The sequence below is a fragment of the Corynebacterium sp. CNJ-954 genome (assembly GCF_001942345.1).
In the GTDB taxonomy this organism is placed as follows: domain Bacteria; phylum Actinomycetota; class Actinomycetes; order Mycobacteriales; family Mycobacteriaceae; genus Corynebacterium.
Map to the genome: position 1 here is coordinate 1 of NZ_MKKI01000020.1, position 19,607 is coordinate 19,607.

General features: G+C 65.9%; 17 protein-coding genes, 1 rRNA gene and 1 pseudogene. 12 read left to right on the top strand and 7 right to left on the bottom strand.

Annotated elements, in window-relative coordinates:
• Window positions 1-8: 8 nt before the first annotated feature.
• Window positions 9-125: ribosomal RNA gene (gene rrf, locus BJF89_RS07750) — 5S ribosomal RNA — on the top strand.
• Between the two features lie 173 nt (window positions 126-298).
• On the opposite strand, the gene BJF89_RS07755 is transcribed toward rrf, so the two are convergent.
• Window positions 299-1,333 (bottom strand): pseudouridine synthase, encoded by a 1,035-nt coding sequence (locus tag BJF89_RS07755; protein WP_255372531.1) that lies wholly within the window; start codon window positions 1,331-1,333, stop codon window positions 299-301.
• A gap of 99 nt (window positions 1,334-1,432) precedes the next feature.
• Here BJF89_RS07755 and BJF89_RS19420 point away from each other — a divergent pair, with 99 nt between their 5' ends.
• The 3 genes and pseudogenes from BJF89_RS19420 to BJF89_RS07765 all read left to right on the top strand — a co-directional run bounded on the left by BJF89_RS19420 (window position 1,433) and on the right by BJF89_RS07765 (window position 3,432).
• A complete protein-coding gene (locus BJF89_RS19420) occupies window positions 1,433-1,555 on the top strand; it encodes a hypothetical protein (RefSeq protein WP_255372532.1) in 123 nt (40 codons plus the stop codon).
• A 156-nt stretch (window positions 1,556-1,711) separates the two neighbouring features.
• Window positions 1,712-2,616: pseudogene (locus tag BJF89_RS07760) on the top strand (universal stress protein).
• Between the two features lie 129 nt (window positions 2,617-2,745).
• Window positions 2,746-3,432, top strand: coding sequence for a TetR/AcrR family transcriptional regulator (locus BJF89_RS07765; protein WP_075813789.1), 687 nt, complete (start codon window positions 2,746-2,748; stop codon window positions 3,430-3,432).
• A gap of 26 nt (window positions 3,433-3,458) precedes the next feature.
• Here the strand turns inward: BJF89_RS07765 and BJF89_RS07770 are convergent, their stop codons facing one another.
• A complete protein-coding gene (locus BJF89_RS07770; protein WP_075813791.1) occupies window positions 3,459-4,448 on the bottom strand; it encodes an ABC transporter substrate-binding protein in 990 nt (329 codons plus the stop codon).
• Window positions 4,449-4,537: 89 nt separating this feature from the next.
• On the opposite strand from BJF89_RS07770, the gene BJF89_RS07775 reads away from it, so the two are divergent.
• From BJF89_RS07775 to BJF89_RS07790, 4 genes are all read left to right on the top strand, one after another.
• Window positions 4,538-6,079 (top strand): helix-turn-helix domain-containing protein, encoded by a 1,542-nt coding sequence (locus BJF89_RS07775; protein ID WP_158026049.1) that lies wholly within the window; start codon window positions 4,538-4,540, stop codon window positions 6,077-6,079.
• Between the two features lie 56 nt (window positions 6,080-6,135).
• Window positions 6,136-8,016, top strand: coding sequence for a siderophore-interacting protein (locus BJF89_RS07780; protein WP_075813795.1), 1,881 nt, complete (start codon window positions 6,136-6,138; stop codon window positions 8,014-8,016).
• A 75-nt stretch (window positions 8,017-8,091) separates the two neighbouring features.
• Window positions 8,092-9,843, top strand: a complete 1,752-nt coding sequence (locus BJF89_RS07785; protein ID WP_083650575.1) for an ABC transporter ATP-binding protein — start codon at window positions 8,092-8,094, stop codon at window positions 9,841-9,843.
• Complete coding sequence (locus BJF89_RS07790) at window positions 9,836-11,608, top strand: ABC transporter ATP-binding protein (RefSeq protein ID WP_075813797.1); 1,773 nt, start codon at window positions 9,836-9,838, stop codon at window positions 11,606-11,608. The genes BJF89_RS07785 and BJF89_RS07790 overlap by 8 nt, the downstream gene beginning before the upstream one ends.
• 164 nt (window positions 11,609-11,772) lie before the next feature.
• On the opposite strand, the gene yidC is transcribed toward BJF89_RS07790, so the two are convergent.
• On the bottom strand, window positions 11,773-13,131 hold the full coding sequence (gene yidC, locus BJF89_RS07795; RefSeq protein WP_083650576.1) for a membrane protein insertase YidC: 1,359 nt from the start codon (window positions 13,129-13,131) through the stop codon (window positions 11,773-11,775).
• A 22-nt stretch (window positions 13,132-13,153) separates the two neighbouring features.
• Between yidC and BJF89_RS07800 the strand changes: the two genes are divergently transcribed.
• On the top strand, window positions 13,154-14,404 hold the full coding sequence (locus BJF89_RS07800) for a sensor histidine kinase (RefSeq protein WP_075813801.1): 1,251 nt from the start codon (window positions 13,154-13,156) through the stop codon (window positions 14,402-14,404).
• Between the two features lie 53 nt (window positions 14,405-14,457).
• Complete coding sequence (locus BJF89_RS07805; protein ID WP_075813815.1) at window positions 14,458-15,093, top strand: response regulator transcription factor; 636 nt, start codon at window positions 14,458-14,460, stop codon at window positions 15,091-15,093.
• Window positions 15,094-15,101: 8 nt separating this feature from the next.
• Here the strand turns inward: BJF89_RS07805 and BJF89_RS07810 are convergent, their stop codons facing one another.
• Together BJF89_RS07810 and BJF89_RS07815 are read right to left on the bottom strand one after the other, a co-directional pair.
• The gene (locus BJF89_RS07810; RefSeq protein ID WP_075813803.1) at window positions 15,102-15,458 is read right to left on the bottom strand and encodes an Lsr2 family protein; all 357 of its coding nucleotides are present in this window, start codon (window positions 15,456-15,458) and stop codon (window positions 15,102-15,104) included.
• A gap of 157 nt (window positions 15,459-15,615) precedes the next feature.
• Window positions 15,616-16,224, bottom strand: a complete 609-nt coding sequence (locus BJF89_RS07815) for a DUF6474 family protein (RefSeq protein WP_075813805.1) — start codon at window positions 16,222-16,224, stop codon at window positions 15,616-15,618.
• Between the two features lie 96 nt (window positions 16,225-16,320).
• Between BJF89_RS07815 and BJF89_RS07820 the strand changes: the two genes are divergently transcribed.
• Window positions 16,321-17,994 carry a ribonuclease H-like domain-containing protein gene (locus BJF89_RS07820; RefSeq protein ID WP_075813807.1) on the top strand — a complete coding sequence of 558 codons (1,674 nt, stop codon included), beginning with the start codon at window positions 16,321-16,323 and terminating at the stop codon, window positions 17,992-17,994.
• Window positions 17,991-18,680, top strand: a complete 690-nt coding sequence (gene msrA / locus BJF89_RS07825) for a peptide-methionine (S)-S-oxide reductase MsrA (protein ID WP_075813809.1) — start codon at window positions 17,991-17,993, stop codon at window positions 18,678-18,680. The genes BJF89_RS07820 and msrA overlap by 4 nt, the downstream gene beginning before the upstream one ends.
• 141 nt (window positions 18,681-18,821) lie before the next feature.
• Here msrA and BJF89_RS07830 read toward each other — a convergent pair whose 3' ends face one another.
• Window positions 18,822-19,355 carry an aminoacyl-tRNA deacylase gene (locus BJF89_RS07830; RefSeq protein WP_075813811.1) on the bottom strand — a complete coding sequence of 178 codons (534 nt, stop codon included), beginning with the start codon at window positions 19,353-19,355 and terminating at the stop codon, window positions 18,822-18,824.
• 116 nt (window positions 19,356-19,471) lie between these two features.
• A partial coding sequence (locus BJF89_RS07835; protein WP_304441332.1) for a Fe-Mn family superoxide dismutase occupies window positions 19,472-19,607 on the bottom strand: 136 nt, incomplete at its 5' end.

The window sequence follows — 19,607 nt, forward strand, 5'->3', positions numbered from 1 at the left end:
GTGTGTTTGTCGGTGGTTTTAGCGGCGGGGTCACGCCCGGTCCCTTTCCGAACCCGGAAGCTAAGCCTGCCTGCGCCGATGGTACTGCACCCGGGAGGGTGTGGGAGAGTAGGACGCCGCCGGCATCTAAGTGTGTGGGGAGGCCCTGGTAACCAGTTTTCTGGTTGCTGGGGCCTCCTCTTTTTTTGTGTGCGTGTGTGCGTGTGTGGGTGGTGTTGGTGGGGTGCCCCGGCCCGCCCCGGCCCGGCCTGGGGTGGGGCTGGTGTTCGTGTGGGGTGGAGCGGCGGCGGTGGTGGTGTCAGAGGGTGTGTGGGGTGTAGTGGCTGTGGAAGTGGTGGTGGTGGTTGGTGAGCGGGTCGGGGAAGGACAATGCCACCGCGGTTAATCCCATAGGGTGGTTGAAGTCCTCGTCGGCGACGGAGGGCACGAACGGCATCTTGCCGTCGACGTCCCATAGGGCGGTGTCGCTTAGTTCGCCGTACAACGGATCCGACACAATCGGTGTACCGAACAGTCTCATGTTGACCCGCAACTGGTGTGTCCTGCCGCTGTGCGGTTCCAGCGTCCACACAACCCGGGGGACGGAGCCTGCCCCGCCCCCGGCAGTTTCACCGATGCTGCTGCCGGTGGCCACCAAACGGACACCGGTTACTCTTGTCTCCGAATTCGGCTTGTCGTCTGTCAGATAGGTAGCCATCCGACCGCGGAGCTTCACCATATGGTGGCGGAGGACCCACGGACGCTCAGGGGAGGGAGCAGGGTGCATCCCGGCCGGTGTGCCTTTTCCGAAGGCACCTGCGGGGACCGGAAGAAGGTCGGGGCCCTTCCCGTGATTTGCTCCTGGAGTGAGCAGTTCGGCCCAACCTGCTGGCGGAGCTGTCACCGCCTCGTAGGTCTTACGCACACTCCGGCTCTCGAAGAGACGTTGGTACGCGCCTCGGATGTCCTGTTTCATCGTGAACAGAAGAACCCCCCGTGTGAGTCGGTCAAGCCGGTGCGCGGGTGACAGGGAGTCGATACCGAACTGACGGCGCGCACGGACAACAGCGGTCTCGGTGATGTGCTGTCCGCGTGGCAGCGTCGACATGAACGGTGGTTTGTCGACGACGAGCAGTCGTTCATCACGGTAGATCTCGCGCAGGACCCCTGGGACGGGCCGCTCGGGGGCGGGCCGTCGGTAGAACCAGATGAATGCGCCTGCCGGCACAACGTCCTCGGGGGTGAGAGCTCGTCCGTCGTCCAGGCGGACAGCTCCGGCGCTGAAGCGTCGGAGCACGGCGGTTACATCGTCCGTCGGGTCATGGTGTTGCTGGGTGGCGATCAGGTGCTGCACCACCTCCAGCGCTGGTGCTTCTGCTTCGACCCGGACGCGTGACGGGTTGAGCCCGTCAACTATTGGGAGGGGTGGATTTCGCAGGCTAAGCTCCTGTCCATGGATATTTCACAGATCGTCGATTTTCTTCAGACCACCATCGGCCAGGCCGTCCTCGGTGCCGTGGAGTTCGTCTATGAACTCCTCTTCCCGAGTAACGCTCCGGGGGCTCCGAAACCCTGAGTGGATGCTCACCGTGCCGGTTAAGTATACCCACCCCCGTCAGGACCACCCGGGGTGGTGCGGGCTACCCCTGAATGGGAGGTTTTCTGCAGTGTATCTCCCCCCGGGGGATAATGGACGGTAGATGGAAGCCACCGACCTGAAAGGGGTTCCGAGATGTCGGACGCCAAGGCCACCAATGAAATCGTCGTCGCTGTTGACGGCTCTGACGCGGGTTCCGCAGCTGTCGCATGGGCTGCAAACGCTGCGACCAAGCGTAATGCACCGCTGAAGCTCGTCACAGCGTACACCATGCCCCAGTTCATGTACGCAGACGGCATGATCCCTCCCCAGGAGCTCTACGACCAGCTCGAAGAGGAGGCGATGGCGAAGATCAACGAAGCGCGCGAGCTGGTGCGCAGCTTCGACGAGAACATCGAGGTCAGCTACTACATCGCCGAGTCCACCCCGATCGATCTTCTGCTGCAGCTGTCGGAGGAAGCCGATATCGTCGTCATGGGTTCCCGTGGACTCGGCGGGCTCTCCGGTCTTGTCCTGGGGTCGGTCTCGTCGGCGGTCGTCTCTCACGCGTCAAGCCCGGTGGTCGTCGTCCGTAAGGACAATGACGTCACCGCAAACAACAAGTACGGCCCTGTCGTTGTCGGTGTCGACGGGTCGGACGTCTCCCGTAAGGCTCTCGAGTACGCGTTCCGCGAAGCGGATGCCCGTGGCGCGACCCTGCGGGCAGTCCACAGCTGGGCAGACGCTCAGGTCCAGACCAGTCTCGTCGGCCTCGCCGCGGTGCAGAGTCAGCTGGATGCGATGACCGCACAGGAGCGGAAGATCCTGCAGGATGAACTCGCTCCGATGCGGGAGAAGTACCCGGACGCAAGGTCGAGGAGGTCGTTGATCGCGACCGGCCGATCCAGGTCCTCAAGGACAATTCCGATGATGCCCAGTTGCTGGTCCTCGGCTCCCACGGCCGCGGAGGCTTCCGGGGCATGCTCCTCGGTTCCACGTCACGGGCTCTGCTTCAGTACGCCCCGTGCCCGATGATGGTCGTGCGCCCGACGTCGAAGTAAGCGCGCGTCGGCACGATCCTGTGCCGCTGCCGACAGTGTGTCGGCAGCGGCACAGGCTTGTGTAAAATACGGCAGGAACGGCGGGTATGTCCCGTCGACAGAACTACCCCGCACATATGGAGGGACGACATGGCCGGCTCCGGTTCCACGACGACCGACGGCAGTGACGCGTCCCCGTCCAAGGCGAAGAAACCGAAGGCGGCGAAGGGGCCCTCCGCCCCACGTCGTCGTAATCGTCCGGGGCCGCGCCAACGACTGCTGGCGAGCGCCACCCACCTCTTCACCACCGAAGGTATTCGTGTCATCGGTATTGACCGGATCCTCCGGGACGCGGACGTGGCGAAGGCGAGTCTCTACTCGTTGTTCGGTTCTAAAGACAATCTCGTGGTGTCCTACCTCGAGGAACTGGACAAGGACTGGCGGGACCGCTGGGAGAAGATGTGCGAGGACCGTCCGAAGCCCGAGGACCGTATCCTTGCGTTCTTCGACATGTGTATCGCAGAGCAGCCGGGGGAGAATTTCCGCGGTTCACACTTCCAGAATGCGGCCAGTGAGTACCCGAGGCCGGACACCGACAGTGAACACCGCATCCGTGCCGCCGCCCTCGAACACCGCCGTTGGTGTCGGGACACCATGGCGGACCTGCTCACCGAGAAGTTCGGTTACGCCTCCCGTACGCTCGCCGACCAGCTGATGGTCTTCCTCGACGGTGGTATCGCCGGAGCGAAGATGAACCGTACGGTCACCCCACTCGAGACAGCGCGGGAGCTCGCCAAGCAGCTGCTGTACACCGCGCCGATGATGTATTCGATCTGAATGAGGTTCCGATCAGCCCGGGCCGTCTAGTCGAGTTTCTCGATCGTCGGGGTGATACGGTCCAGGAACCACCGCAGCGAATGCGGTCCGGCGGTGTTGATGGCGTACGCGTCCTGCGCGTCGGCGTAGTAGACGGTGCCGTTCTTGACTGCGGGTAGTTGTTGGAATGCCTGGTTGGAGTCGAGTGCCTTGCGGTCAGCCTCCGCCTGCGGGTAGACGGCGAGAAGATCGCCGGTGAGCTGGTCGGTGTTCTCCACCGACAATGCGGACTTGGTCTGGGAGTCATCCTGGCTGTCGGACGGTGACAGTCCGAAGAGCTGGAAGACTGAGCCGTTCCCGGAGAAGAAGCCCAGTTCCTCGGTGTACCCGGTGAAGTTGTAGGTCTTCTCTGCCGCCACGTCTCCGCCGGCGTTCTTGTACTCGCCCTTGACGTCGCTGATGATCTCCTCGGCTTTGTCTTCCATACCCACCGCCTCGGCCGTGGTGCGCAGTGAAGCTTCCCAGCCGACGTTGGTGTCTGAGGATTCCGGGATGATGGTTGGCGCGATGGCGTTGACCCTCTCCCAGACCGATGCGTCACCGAACTGCCAGGGTGCCCCTATGAGCAGGTCAGGCTCGGTGTTCGCCACACTCTCGACGTTGATGTCCCTGGCATTGGCGACGAGGTCGGCGTCTGAGGTGTCGCGGATGTCGTCGGCGATCCACGGTGCCGTGGTGTCCAGCTGGTCCGGATCCGTGCCGACGGCAGCCGGGGTGATGCCGAGTGCGAGGAGTTCGTCGGCGGCGGTCGTCGTCAGGGCGACGATCCGTTCCGGTTGCGCCTCGATGGTTGTGTCACCGTAGGCGGTGGTCTGGGTGTGAGGGTAGTAGTCACTGGCCGCCGGGGTCCCGGAGGTGCCGGCAGCATGGTCATCGTCGTCAGTGCCGCTGCCGCAGGCGACGAGCGTCGTCGTGAGTGAAATCCCGATGATGGCAGCGACTAAGCGTGATGTCTTGCGGATGGTTCGTGCGGTCACGGTGTGGTCCTTCGGATGTGCGGGTGTCAGGAGACTGGCGTGGTCAGGATATGCTTCCCTTATGCATGTTGGTGGACGAGAATGTACAGATGCTTGACGAAAAGTCCGCCCCGGGATTCCCCGGAGCGCATGAAGCGGAGAGGACCCACGCGACCCAACACTGCGCGCTCTGGGTCTACACGGGGACGGCGACGGTGCGCAGCCTGGGCGGTGTGGTCGAATTCGGATCCGGCGAGTGTCTCCTGGTGCCGGCTGGCGTCCCCTACGAGATCACCGTGCACGTCGGTAGTCTCGTTATTCCGATCCTCGTTCCCGAGCGGTCGATCACCGGTCTCCCGCTGCCGGTGGTCATCACCGTTGACGAGTCCTGGAACGCCTGGATCCTGCATCATTTCGCCGCGTGGGTGTCACCGATGAGGTCGCCCGGGTACACAGGCGATGAGGTCCTTTCCGAGCTCGACCGGCGGGTCGACCAGCCTGAAGCACCCGTCTACCCGACCAGTTCCCCTGCCGAGAGCATCGCCCGACAACTGTGTCGCTTCCCGACGGACGCGAGACCGCTCCGGGATCTCGCGTCTGCGTCGGGCGTGAGTGCGCAGAGTCTGCGACGGGCCTTCCTCGAGGAAACGGGAATGACGCCGGGAGTATGGCGCACGGCGACGAGACTGCATACCGCCCGCGAGTACCTGCTCGCGGGGTACTCGGTAGCCTGGACGGCGGACCAGGTGGGATTCGCGAGCGCCCACGGTTTCATCCGTGCCTTCAGCGACCGGTTCGGGCAGACGCCGGCTCGTTGGGCGCGTGGAAAGACTGCGGTGGGGGACGGTGAAAGGGCATTGGAAGCTCGACGCACCACATGTCTTGCGGAGTCATTGCGACGCGGGGCAGCAGCTGGCCGGTCCGTTCCGTCAATTCCGGCTTCGGTGGCTGCGCGCCGTACCTACCGGGACACCCATGTGGTGTTGTGGATGTACCGCGGGACCGCGAGGGTCAGCGTCGACGACCGTCGCATCGAACTGTCCGAGGGGGACGCGGTGTGGATGCCGGCCGGCCACTCCCACGAGGTGGCGGTGGACGACGGTGCGGTCGCTCTTCCCATGCCGTTCTCCGCAGACCTGCTCGACGTGCGTGGGGACGACGTCGTGGTGACCCGCGTGCCGGCACGCTGGACGCAGTTCATGCTCCATAACGTCATTTCCAGCGTCACGCTGCTACGTCCTGAGGGGTATGACCCGACGGAGGTGCTCCAGGTGTTCGGCGGGCTGGTGAAACGACGGCGTGACATCGAGGACGCGGCTCTCATGATGCCCGTTACCCCGGCTGCGCGGCTCATCGCACGAAAGACGTTGGACGATCTCGCCGACAGGACGACGACAACACAATGGGCCGAGGACGTCGGCGTCAGCGTGAGAACCGTGAACCGGTGGTTCCGGGAGGAGACCGGACGGGGATACGGGCGGTGGCGGAGAACCGCGCGGGTCCGTCGCGCCATGGAGCTGCTCGACCAGGGTGTGGCTCCGTCGGTGACGGCACGCCGGGTGGGTTACACGCACCTCAGTGCTTTCAGCCGGGATTTCGGGGAGGAGGTGGGGATGAGCCCCCGTGAATTTGTACGGCGTCCCCCACGTTAAGTACCTGGCGGTCCCCGTTGACCATGGCGGCGAGTAGGGCCGTAGCGTCCTGTGTCATGCCGATCGTCAACCGTGACATCACGACCAACCCCATCACGCTGCGCAGGGTGAACGTCTCACGCATCGAGGACATCACACCTGCATTGCGCCGCATTGTTTTCACCGGCGACGAGCTCGGGGCCTTCACCCGTGACGGCATGGAACTACCGGCGTTCACCAGCACCGGCTTCGATGACAGCATCAAACTCTTCTTCCCCTACCCCGGCGAGAATGAACCTGTGCTGCCGGTCCAGAAGCACGGGACGATCGAGATACCGAAGGACCCGCGCCCGATCGGCAAGGACTACACCGTACGGGCCTTCGATGTTTCGACTACGCGCCGACCGGAACTCACCGTGGACTTCGTCAAGCACGGTGTCGGCGTCGCCACCAATTGGGCGTACCGTTGCGCGCCCGGTGACACCATGCACTTTGCCGGCCCGCCGACCAGCTCCGCGCTGCCCGACGCCGACTGGCTCCTCGTGGTCGGGGAAGACACCGCAATTCCCGCGATCGCCCGCCTGCTCGAGAATCTTCCGGAGGACGCCCAGGCGCAGGTGTTCATCGAGATCGCTGTAGCCTCCCACCGTGCACCGTTACGCCAGCTCCCGGGTGTACACGTGACCTGGTTGCCTCGAGGCGGGCAACCTGCAGGCACGACGACGTTGTTGACGGATGCCGTGGAGAACATGGATTGGTGGGAGGGGCATGCCTTTGCCTGGGTCGGCGGAGAGTCCGGTCCGGTCAAGCACATCCGTCGCCATCTCATCGCAGAGCGGGGTATGGACAAGAAGGACATCGACTTCACCGGGTACTGGCGTCGGGGCGAGGTCGTGACGCTCGACGACGACCCGGCGATCCCTGATCCGGAAGCGAACCCCGAGGCATGGGAGACGTTCCACGAACTGGCGGAAGTCGGTCCTGCCTACGCACTCCGCACCGCTGCCGACCTGGACCTGGGCAACCTCATCTTCCACGGGACCACCAGTGCCGGTGCTCTGGCAGAGACGACCGGGGCGAACCCTCGGGCCCTGGGAAAACTGCTGCGGTATCTTGTCGCCCTGGAAATCCTGCTGGAGACGTCACCCGGGCACTTTGCGTTGTCAGAGACGGGGGAGTTCCTGACCGTCGACGACGTTCTCGCCGTTCTGCACCACGACGGTGCGCACGCCCGTCTGGAACTCGGGTGGCGGGGTCTCACCGAGGCGATGATGACCGGTGAGTCCGTGTACCGTTCCGTGACCGGGCAGACCTACGGCGACCTCCGCTCCGAACAGTGGTATGAGGACAAGCTGCAGGACGGCATGGAGGATTTCGCCCGCTACCAGGCAGGCCCTCTGGCAGGAACTGAGGCGGTGAAAGATCTGCGCCACGTGGTACTCCATGGCAACGGTACAGCGAATCTGGCGGCGGGCCTGGTTGCGGAGCACCCGGATATGCGCGTCAGCGTTGTGGCGATGCCTTCGCAGGCGGATTTTCTTGGCAGGGCACTGGCAGAGACAGGTGGTGTGACTGCAGAACAGCGTGAGCGGATCTCGGTGATGGCCGGATCCCTGTTCGGTGAACTGCCGGGGAACGCCGACGGTGACCGGCCGGATGCCGTACTGCTGATACATCTTCTGGGGACACTGCCCGACGCTGACGCCTCTCATCTGCTTGCGCACCTGGCGGGCCGGACGGGAAAGATCCTTGCGGTGGAGGACACCTTCGATGTGACCGGAAGCATTGACGAGCATGCCGCGGAGAACGACGTGTTGTCTCTCGCGGTCTGGGGCTCGGGCTACCGTACCGGTGAGGAGCTGGCGACGGTCTTCGCGGATGCCGGGGTCACGGTCGCCGGCACAGAGAAGTTCGGATGGGACCGGACCATCTACACCTTGACTGCCGCAGGCAGGTAGCAACGCTACGTTATTGTCGTCATTGTCGTCCGGCGGCTCGGGCATACTGGACATGTTGATCTGAAAGGACCATGCATGCCACCGCCCAAACGTGCCGCTCCGGGGACCGCGCCCGCTACCGACGGTGAAGCTCTCCGCAGCCACGTCCTCGGCATCCGGTGGCCGCTTCTTTTCCAGGCGTCGGACGCGCCCCCGGCGGACGCTGCGATCCCCTACGGCCCGGACACCTCACCTGCCCGGTTCACCTGGAGGATCATCCTCGGGGCGAAGAGATTCACCGTTCCCGCGGCCGTTCTCCTGGGAATCAGCCAGGTCGCCGGTGCGCTGCTTCCTGTCGCAGCCGGGACCACCGTCGACCGGGCCATCGCCACCCAGGACACCGTCCAACTGATCCTGTGGTGCCTCGTCGTCATCACAGCTGTGCTGGTGAGTTCCCTGGCCACCCGGTTCGGTTCACGATGCGGCCAGTACGGCATGCAGATGGTCCAGCACCGCCTGCGGATGACTGTCACCGGACGGCTGCTGCATCCCGCAGGTATGAAGGACCGGCAGCTCGGGGGTGCTGACCTTTCCATCGCCACCGGGGACGTCTTCCGCGTGGCGTTTACGATGCAGCTCGGTGTGTACCCGGTCGGCGAACTCGTCGCCATCGTCGCCGGTGGCGTCATCCTGCTCTCCATCGTCTGGCCCCTGGGCCTGGCCGTCCTGTTCGGTGCTCCGCTGATGCTCTGGGTGATGACGCTGGCAGGCCGCCCGATGCAACGCCGCAGCAAGGAACAACAGGCACGCGTTGCAGCGGCGACCGGTCAGGCGTCCGACCTGATCACCGGTTACCGCACCATCAAAGGGCTCCGGGCCGAAGAGATCTCGACTACCCGCTACACCCGCGTCAGCCGGGAAGCACTGGAGGGGGCGCTGACCGTCCAGAATTCGAGGGGCCTCTACTTCGGTTCCATGAACGTGGTGTCCGGTGTGTTCATCGCCGGGCTCACCGTCGCTGCGACCGCCATGGCGATCAACGGCGCACTGAGCATCGGCGACCTCATCGCTGTCATCGGTGTCACCCAGTTCATGATGAACCCGCTGACCAACCTGCCACGTTCCATCGGATCGATCTGGGCGTCCGGCGTCGCCTCCGCCGGGCGTGTGCTTGGCCTGCTGAATACCCCCTACGCCGACGACCGGCATAGTGCACGGAACGCTCCTGACGGGAACGGCACACGGTTGGATGAAGAACCCCTCGGGATACACACCCCGGGGTTCCGGGCGGCCCCGGGCGAGATGCTCGGCATTCGCGCTGACGGCGCCGGGGCACGCGACCTCGTGGACACCCTGGCCAGTGGGGCACACGGCGTCACCCTGGTCTCTGGTACACGCACCGTTCCGGCAGAGACCCTCCCCGTCGACACCTACCGTAGGTACGTCCTCGCCTCACCGCACAACGCCGACATCTTCGACGGCACCATCGCCGACAACATCGCCCCGACCGCTGCGGCAGGTATGAGTGACCGTGCCCTGTACGCGGCATCCTGCACCGATATCGTGGAGAGTCTGCCGGCGGGGGTCGACACCCGCGTCGGTGAATCCGGCACCCGCCTGTCCGGGGGACAACGCCAGCGCGTCGCCCTGGCCCGGGCTCTCGCGGTGGACGCACCGGTCCTCGTGCTGCACGACCCGACGACCGCCGTCGACGCGATCACCGAACACACCATCGCCACCCGGCTCGCCGCCGTCCGGGACGGCCGGACGACCGTGATCGTCACCGGGTCGGCCACCCTGCTTGCCGCCTGCGACAGGGTCGTCGACATGGAGGTGGCCCATGACTAGTACCAGCAGCACCGCCGACACCACCGACATCGGGGACCGTCTGCCCACCGCCACAGGACGACGTACAGCTGCCGTCCTGTGGGACGCCCTCCGCGGACGCCGCATCGTCCTGGTCCTCGCCGCAGTCTTCGCAGGTGTCGCCGCGGCCCTCGAACTCATCGCCCCGGCGACACTCGGCCGAGTCGTCGACGACGTCACCAACGACAGCGCCTCTCCGCTATGGAACTACGCCCTGCTCATCATCGTCTCCGTCGTCGGGGGAGGGGCACTGCAGATCCTCGGTGTCCTTCTGGCCGCCCGCAGTTTCGAACGGATCCTGGCGGGCCTGCGGGAACGGTTGGTGGACACCGCCCTCCGCCTTCCCCAGCAGCGGGTCGAGCGGTCCGGCACCGGCGACCTGATCAGCCGCGCCAGTGACGACGTCGCCCAGGTGTCCCAGGCGCTCCAACAGGTCGTCCCGGTCCTGTCGTCCACGATCTTCACCCTGCTGCTCACCATCGCCGGGATGAGCGCCCTGGACTGGCGGTTCGGCATCGTGCTCGTGGTGATGCTGCCGGTGTACTGGCTGACCCTGCGGTGGTACATGCGGATCGCCCCGCCGATGTACGCGGCCCAACGTCTCGCCTTCGGGACCCGGGCCCACCACCTTCTCTCCGCACTCCGTGGACTGGACACAGTCACAGCGTTCCGACTGTCAGAGACACATAACCGTCGCATCGGTCGGGCGTCCTGGGCCGTCGCAGGATGGGCACTCCGTGCCCGCACCGTGGTCACCATGTTCAACTGGCGCATCGACGTGGCCTTCGCGGTTGCCGTCAGTGCTGTCCTGGTCCTCGGATTCCACCTTGTCGGTGCCGGAGCAGTGACCGTCGGTGCGGCGACCACCGCCGTCCTGTTCTTCCTGCGGCTGCAGGGGCCGATCCGCTCCCTGATGAGCGTGATCGACACCCTCCAGCTGGCGACCGCGTCACTGGCCAGGATCGTCGGGGTGACGGACGTCGACATCAGTGGCATCAGTGACGAGGCAGACCGTGAGGGAGCGCGATCGACCAGCACTGCACTGGACAGCACAGGCCTCGATGCCGGCCTCGACCACGTCACCTTCGCCTACGCCGACGGGCCGGACGTCCTGGACAACGTCACCGTGACCATCGCGCCGGGAGAACACCTGGCGGTGGTCGGTACCTCTGGCGCGGGCAAGACGACCGTCGCCGCACTCCTCGCCGGTATCCACACACCTGATGCCGGGACGGTCACCGCGCCCGACGACACCACCCTGATCAGTCAGGAGACCCATATCTTCGCCGCAACGCTCCGCGAGAACCTCACGCTCGCCGCACCCGGGGCCGATGACGAGCAGATCCGTCAGGCCGTCACCGCCACCGGCGCACAGGACCTGCTCGACCAGATGCCACACGGACTGGACACCGACCTCGGGCCTCGCGGCATGCCGCTGACCGCGGCACAGTCCCAGCACATCGCGCTGGTCCGGCTGCTGCTCGCTGATCCTGCGTTGGCGATCCTCGACGAGGCCACCGCCGAAGCCGGCTCCGCTCACGCTCACCTGCTCGACCACGCCGCCGACGCGGCGCTTGCCGGACGCACCGGCATGGTCATCGCCCACCGGTTGTCCCAGGCGGCGTCCTGCGACCGGATCCTGGTCATGGAATCCGGACAGGTCATCGAGGACGGTACCCACCAGCAGCTGCTCGCCGCCGGCGGCCAGTACTCCCGCCTGTGGGCGGCCCAGAACCAGAGCACCTGAGAGTCATCCGCGCCGAAGTGACACAGGTTTCTGTCTCGTCCGCTCCCGGTATCAGAGGCCGCCTATCCGGAATGTTCAGTACACCAGGGATATGTCGGTCTGTGTCCTCGACACCGACATAACCCTGGTGTCCCCGATGTAGGGGTCTATCCCCGTAAGCGCTGTCACCGGTTGAGTCGGTGACGCCCCCGGTAGGGGCTGATGCCGTCATCCTCGTCGGGCTCGGGCAGGCGGTGTCTGCCTCCGCGGGGTGCGGAATGTGCGGGGGCGTCGGCAGTCTCAGTCTCGTCTGGCGCACCGGCATCGCTGCCGGGCGCGGGCGTCGCTGTCTCGACGGCCTCATCAGCCCCAGCGGAGTCGGACGCCTTCGCCGCCTTCTTTTCGGCGATGGCCTGCCGCTGCAGTGCGCGCTGACGTGCCCGACGCTCGGCACGCTCCAGCTTCTCCCGCTTGACGAGCCGGTCCGTCGCCTCCCGGTCAGCAGTCTCCTCCGCGGTCAGCCGGTCGCGCTCCTCCGCAGCTTCTGCGCGGACGGAGTCCAGTGATGACTGGTGCAACGTCGCATCCAGTTCCTTGATACGGGCAGACCGGGCGCGGGAGCGTTCGGTGAAGGCCTTCTCCGCCTCCCGGATCTCCTTCCTACGCTGTTTACGGGCAGCTCCGACCTCGGCACGGTGCCGGCGGAACTCCTCGGAATAGGGGACCTGCCGGTCGAGCACCAGGTGCAGTCCGATGTTCTGCGTCATCGTCCACAGGTTGTTCATCACCCAGTAGCACATGATGGCGGCCGGAGCCGGCCCCGCCAGGCCGAAGACGATCGGGACGAGGATCGCGACCGGCGCCATGAAGAACAGGAGCTTGAACATCGCACGGGAGGTGCCGTTGTTCTCGTCCAGGGTCAGCCAGTTGCGGTAGATGGAGTACGCCATGTTCAGCGTGGTGAACACCGCAGCAGTGATACAGAGTGGCACGGCGAACGTGAAGACCTCGCCACCGGTGGTGCCGAGGAAGGCGAACTGCTCATCGGACATCGTCGAGTAGGCGGCGAGGGGGATTCCGAGAATGTCGGCGTCGAGGAAGTGCGAGACGTCCGTGCCGCTCAGCGCCCCGATGCCGGGGTGGGACGTCGCCTCCAGGTCGGTGGGCCGGGCAACCTGGAGCAGGATCCGGTAGAGACCGATGAAGAACGGGATCTGGATCAGCGCCGGAACACAACCGTCCCGCAGCCGGTAACCGTGGGAGAGCTGCAGCTCACGCCGTTTCTTCATCAGCTCCTTGCGCTCGGGCTGACTCAGACGGTCCTTGTACTCCTCGTCCAGGGCGGAGAGCGCCGGGCGTAGATTCACCAGAATGCGGGTCGACCGGTAGGCACGGTAGGCGAAGGGGACGAGGATCAACCTGACAGTGAGCACCAGCAGGGCGATGGACGCCGTCCATGCCGTCGCGTCTGCAACCCCCATGGCGGTCAACGCCATGTGCCACAGCTTCATCACTGCGGATACCGGGTACTCGATGAACTCCACGTGTCGAGGATACTGTGTTCCCATGGACAAGGAAGTGGCGGTGCGCGATTCAGTACTGATGCGGGGTGGTATCGCAGCGCTCGTCGGTCTGCTGTTGGCGGTCACGGTCTGGTCGGCCGCTGGGCGGGAGGACGGGGCACCGACACTTGTGGCCCTCACGGCGGTGCCGTTCGCCCTGGTGGCGGCGACAGGGCTGTCACGGCCTGTTTCGGCGGCGCTTCCACGTCGGGTCACGTGGTTGACGGTTCTGAGCGTGCTGTGGATCGTGCTGGCGGTACAGGAGGCTACGGCAGCGTATCTGGCGATCGCCCTGTTCGCCCTCTACCTGTACCTGCTGCCGACGTGGTGGGGTGTGATGGCCACGGGCGTGGTGACCGTGATCGCCGCCGGTCTGTCTGTGGCGGTCGCCGGGCCGTCCACAGGGGCGGTGCTGGGCCCGGTGCTGTCGGGTCTGGTGGCGATGGTGATCGGGGTGACGGTGGAGGGGCTGTACGTGGTCAGCGAAGACCGTCGTCGGCTCATCGATGAACTGGTACGGACCCGCAGGCTTCTCGCCGAGTCCGAGCGGCAGGCGGGTGTGGTGGAGGAACGTGAGCGTCTGGCGCATGAAATCCACGACACGGTGGCGCAGGGTCTGTCGAGTATCCAGATGCTGTTGCACGCCGCCGAACGGGACGTGCGGCAGCGGGTCACCGGGGGTGAGCCTCCGGTGGAACGGGTGATCCAGGCACGGGATGTCGCGGCGGACAGCCTCCGGGAGACGCGGGCGATGATTGCGGCGCTCCAGCCGTCAGACCTGGACGGCGGATCGTTGGTGGACGCTCTGGGGCGTCTGGCGGAGTCGGCATCGGGGGAGACAGGGGAGACCGGGGAGGCAGGGGACGGCCTCACGGTGAGCGTGGAGAGCGGGGACGGCGCAGTCGAACTGCCGATCGCAGTGGAAGCGGTGCTCCTACGGGTCGCCCAGTCGGCGGTGGCGAACGTCCGGCAGCATGCGGGCGCATCGCGTGCCCTGATCACGCTGTCGACGAACCCGGAGGCCGTGCGGCTCGACATCGTCGACGACGGTTCGGGGTTCGACCTGGCTGCGGTGCAGGCGACGCTGGCGGAGCGCGCGGAGGAGGGGCATATCGGGCTGGTCACGATGCGGCGCCGGGTGGAGGAGCTGGGCGGCACGCTGGTCGTGGAGAGCGCGGTCGGGTCCGGCACGGCGGTCGCGGTGGAGGTTCCGCTTCCCCACGAGACACCCCGCCCCGTTACACCGGGATTGTAGGATGGGCGAAAAGTGACACGACCGGAGGCGGAGGAGGCCGCGGAATGGACGGAATGATCCGTGTCCTGCTGGCGGACGACCACGAGATCGTGAGAATGGGGTTACGCGCAGTCCTGGAGAGTGCGGCGGACATCAGTATCGTCGGTGAAGTTGATACCGCCGACGGTGCGGTGACAACGGTGGCTGATATTCCGGTGGATGTCGTACTCATGGACCTGCGGTTCGGCGCCGGGACGGCGGGGCGCGAGGCGGAAACCGGTGCACAGGCGACGGCGAGGATCCGGGAACTCCCTGACCCACCCAATGTTCTGGTCGTCACGAATTATGACACCGACGTCGAGATCCTCGGCGCCGTCGAAGCCGGGGCGGTGGGTTATCTGCTGAAAGATTCACCACCGGCAGAATTAATCAGCGCGGTGCGTTCTGCGGCGCAGGGGGCCACTGCATTGTCAGGGGCAGTGGCGCATCGGCTACGTCACCGGGAAAAAGACCCTGCGACGTCATTGTCCGCGCGGGAACTCGAAGTTCTCCAGGCGGTGTCGCAGGGTAAATCGAACCGTGACATCGGCTCGGAGCTTTTTCTTTCCGAGGCGACGGTGAAATCCCACCTTGCCCATGTCTACGACAAGTTGGGTGTGCGGTCACGTACCTCCGCGGTCGCCGCAGCACGCCAGGCGGGAATGCTCTGACCGCTGGTTCAGCGGTCAGACGGGTTGGCAGCCTCGTAGGCGTCGATGACCTCGCGGGCGATCTGGCCGCGGCTGGAGACCGAGAGACCGTTGTCGCGGGCCCACTCGCGGATACGGCGGTTACGGCCTGAATCGGACTTTCCGGCGTTGCTGGAGGGGCGGCCGCGACCGCGGGTGCGGGTGACCTTCGTTCCGGCGGCGATGTAGGGCTCGATGGTGTCCGCGAACTTCTGGGCGTTCTCCTCGGACAGGTCCAGGACGTACGTCGACCCCTTGTAGCTGAATTCCACCACGTTGACCTCATCCGCGGTGAGCGGCGTGTTGTCGAGGTCGTCGAAGAACTGGGTGACTTCTCTGCGTGCCATGGTTTCCTTTGCTTCCTTCTGGGCGATTACACTTTTTGACAGTGAAATTGTGGCACTGGGACATGCCGTTATCCGGAAGTGTAGCGGAGGTGCTGACTAATTGTCACCCTCTGTATTCATGGCGGCGTATATACCGACTATTCGCTTATGGGAAAGCTCAGACCTTTTCTGCGAACTGGCGGTCGAGCAGGTCCAACTCTGTGGAAACGCTGGACGTGAGGTTACTGGTCTGTGAGTCCGACATTCCGGACGCATTGTCGAGGGAATTCTCCAACTCGTCGAGCCTGGCGTTGGCGTCCTTGGCGAAACCGGAGGGCACGTTTCCGCGTTCGATCCGGGTGCGCAGGTCGGCGATCCGTGCGCGCTGAGGGGCACCGACGCCGACGAAATTGGAGAACTCGGCGGCGGTGCCACGCCCTGTGCTTTCCTGTGACAACTGGGTGAATGCCCGGTAGACCAATGGAATGGCGACCGGCAGCAGTACCCGGAGAGCCCCGGTGTAACGCAGCACCGTCTTGGCGTTGAACCGCCCTGCCTTGATCTGCTCGACAGTGGCCTCGGCGAGTTTCGCGTCATGCTTACGCTGGCTCTTGAGGTCACGGCTCTCCTGCTTACGGACCTTGCGGGCCATCTTCTGCAGGTAGGCCTCCTTCTTCCTGTCCAGCTTGGCCGTCTCGCGTGCCTCGGTCCGGGCCTGGACCTTCGCTGCCTTGTAGCTCGCCCGTTTCTCGTGGCGTCGCCGTCGTGCCGAGCTGAGAATTCCCATGATCGATATGCTCCCGTACCTGTCGTCGTGCCACTTTTGTCGGCCGCGTTCCCGGCCGTTTTCTCCGTGCCAGTCTACTCAATAGTATGTGGGCGTATGTGGGAGTACGAGGGCACTGATGCGGCGCCGGTCACTCCGGCGGACCTGACCGGCTGCCGCCACCGCCGGGTGCTCGACCGTGCCCGGTCGTCGGGGCGGGTCTCCGCGGAGCTGACGCCCGGTGCGGTGGTCGACCGCGCCGTCGGCCGGTGCCGTGCCCGGTGGCGACGCGAGGCGGTTGCCGCGGCGTTGCCACGGCGTCCCCGTTTCGGTGAGCGCCTCGTCCCCACCCGCGTCGATGTGGTGGACGACGGCACCGCCGAGGAACAGACGCTCGAGGCGCTTGCCGCCGGAACCCGGCTCATCGTCGGCGGCCGTCTGGCGGACGGGGCTCTGGCCTGCGACATCGACCTGCTGGTCCGTACCGACAGCGGTGCCGGCCCCGCGACGGACATGACCTACATGCCCGTCGCGGTGACCGGCCATACGGTGGCTGCGAGAACGACCTCGCGGAGTACCGGTGTACGCGTGGTGGACGTCGCGGCGTTGGGCCTGGCCCGTCCCCTGCCGGTGGGGTTGAAGCACCGCAGCACGCCGGTGGACTCGCAGAAGGTCGCCGTGGCGCACGTGCTGCTGGAGGTCCTCGGCCTCGGGTCCGGTGACGTCGGGTTCATCGGTGCGGACCTGACGCAGTGTCTCGTCATTCCTGCGGAACGCGTGGTTCCGGGCCTCGTCCGTGCGCTGGAGGCACCGGTGCCGGACGAGCCGACGCGGGTGAGGGAGTGCGGTACGTGCGAGTTCCACAACCACTGCCGGGCCCGGCTCCTGAAGACCGGGGACCTCAGTCTGATGCTGCCTGGGGACCGGGCCGCACAGTGGCGCGAGCGGGGTATCGACACCCTTGCCGAGCTGGCGACGGCGGACGGCGGGGAGATGTCGGCACTGGCGACCGCGTGGCTGGCAGGGGTGGGGTACCTGCGGCGGCCGCTGCGCCGGTGGATCGTGCGGACCGACCTGTGGTGCGGGCATTCTTTCCGTATGCCCGAGCGACTGGTCGACGGGGAGGCACCGATGGCGGACGAGCTCGCCGACGCCGTCGAGATCGACGTGGACATGGAGGCCCACCCCAGCCGCGGGACGTTCCTGTGGGGGACGTTCGACGGGGCGGTCTACCGCTCCTTCACCGACTTCGGGACGACCGGGGACGACGGACGCCACGTGGCGTCCTTCTGGACCTGGCTGTCGGCACGACGGGCCGCCGCTGCCCGCGAGGGACGGGTCTGCCGCGTGTACTGCTATTCCCAGCAGGGCGAGAACCACTGGCTGCGCCACTACGCAGGACGGTACGGCGGAACCACCTATGCCCTCGCCGACGGACGGGAAGCGGTCATGCCGTCCCTGGAGGAGGTCAACGAGTTCCTGACGTCAGACCACTGGGTGGACGTGTTCGACCTGGTACGCACAGCTGTCGCGGCGAACTCGTCGCTGGGGCTCAAGGCCACGGCGCCCTTGGCCGGATTCACCTTCAGCCAGGAGGACGTCGACGGACGGGTCGCCGTGGACCTGTTCGAGGTGGCTGTCGGCGGGGACGGTGCTGCGGCATCTGCGGCCCAGAGGACTTTGGAGAGGTACAACGCCGACGACTGTTTCGCCACCGCCGCCGTCCGGAACTGGCTGCGACGGGGCGCGCCGGGAATCCCTGCGCTGTCTCAGCCGTTGGAACGGATATGAGCTTCCTTGACCGTATCCTCGCCATGAACGCAGCACAGTCGGGCGGGCCGTTCCGCGCAGACCGGCCGACCGCAGACACCGCCTTGTCCGGCGGACGCCACCCCGTGTTGGAGAACCCCCGCCCCCACACGGTTCTCGGCACCCCGGTCACCGGGCCGTGGAAGGACGGCCAGGAGCATGTGGTGATCGGCCTGGGGTGCTTCTGGGGGGCGGAGAAGTTGTTCTGGCAGTTGGACGGGGTGGAGTCCACCTCGGTGGGATACGCCGGGGGCTACACCCCCAACCCCACCTACCGTGAGGTCTGCACCGGGCGTACGGGACATTCCGAGGTCGTCGACGTGGTGTTCGACCCGGAGCGTGTCGACCTGCGCACCGTGATCCGGACCGGGCTGGAGAACCATGACCCGACGCAGGGTGACCGTCAGGGCAACGACGTCGGCTCCCAGTACCGGTCAGTGATCTACGCGACCACCCCGGAGCAGCGCGACATCGCCGCCGCCGAGGTGGAGGCCTACGGGAAGAAGTTGGCTGAGGCGGGCTACGGAGCCGTCACCACGGAGGTGTCGCTGCTGTCGGAGACGCCGGCAGGGGAGTACTACCTGGCTGAGGACGAGCATCAGCAGTACCTGGACAAGAACCCGGGCGGCTACTGCCCGGTCCATGCCACCGGGGTGACCTGCGGCTAGGCGATCCGGCGAGCTGGTCGGCCGAAGTGTTACCACTGTGAAGTGGTAACACTTTTTGTGACCTGGGGTTTTACTGTCCACCATGCCGCACAGGTGGTAACACTTCCGATTGCCAGCGGGGAGGTGGAGGTGCCGTGGGCGTCAGCTACGGCCGACGGCGGCTGACTCCGCCCCGAGGACAGTCATGAGGTCCCCGGGCGCGATCTCGATGTCGAGCCCGCGGCGTCCCCCGGAGACGAAGATCGTGGGGCAGTCCCGGATACTCGCGTCGATCACGGTGGGAAGGGTCTTCTTCTGACCGAACGGGCTGATCCCGCCGACGACGTAGCCCGTGGAACGTTCGGCGGCGGACGGGTCGGCCATCGTGGCCTTCTTCGCGCCGAATGCGGTGGCGACCGCCTTCAGGTCGAGCGTCATCGTCACCGGTACGACAGTCACTGCGAGGGCCCCTGACCGTGGGCTGCCGTCCAGGCTGACCAGGAGGGTCTTGCAGATTCGTCCGGGGTCGACCGCCCCGAGAGTGTCGCTGAGTGCTGCGGCCGCCTCCCCTCCGAAGTCCGTGACACCGGGGGTGTGGGTGAAGGTGTGGACGGTGAACGGCACCCCGGCAGCCTCCAGCGCGAGGGTGGCAGGAGTGCTGCCGTTCCTGCTCCTGGTGTTCTTCTTCCTGCTCACATGCGACACCCTACCTGCACAAGGAAACCCCGCCCCAGAACAGGGGCGGGGTCGACCAGGGCAGCCCCCGGTGACGGATCAGGCGTCGATCCGGACCGTGGGCCAGGCGCTGTGGACTAGGCCTTGGCGGCGGCGTAGCGCTCGGCGACGTCGTCCCAGTTGAACACGTTCCACACGGCCTTGACGTAGTCGGCCTTGACGTTCTTGTACTGCAGGTAGAAGGCGTGCTCCCACATGTCGAGCATCAGCAGC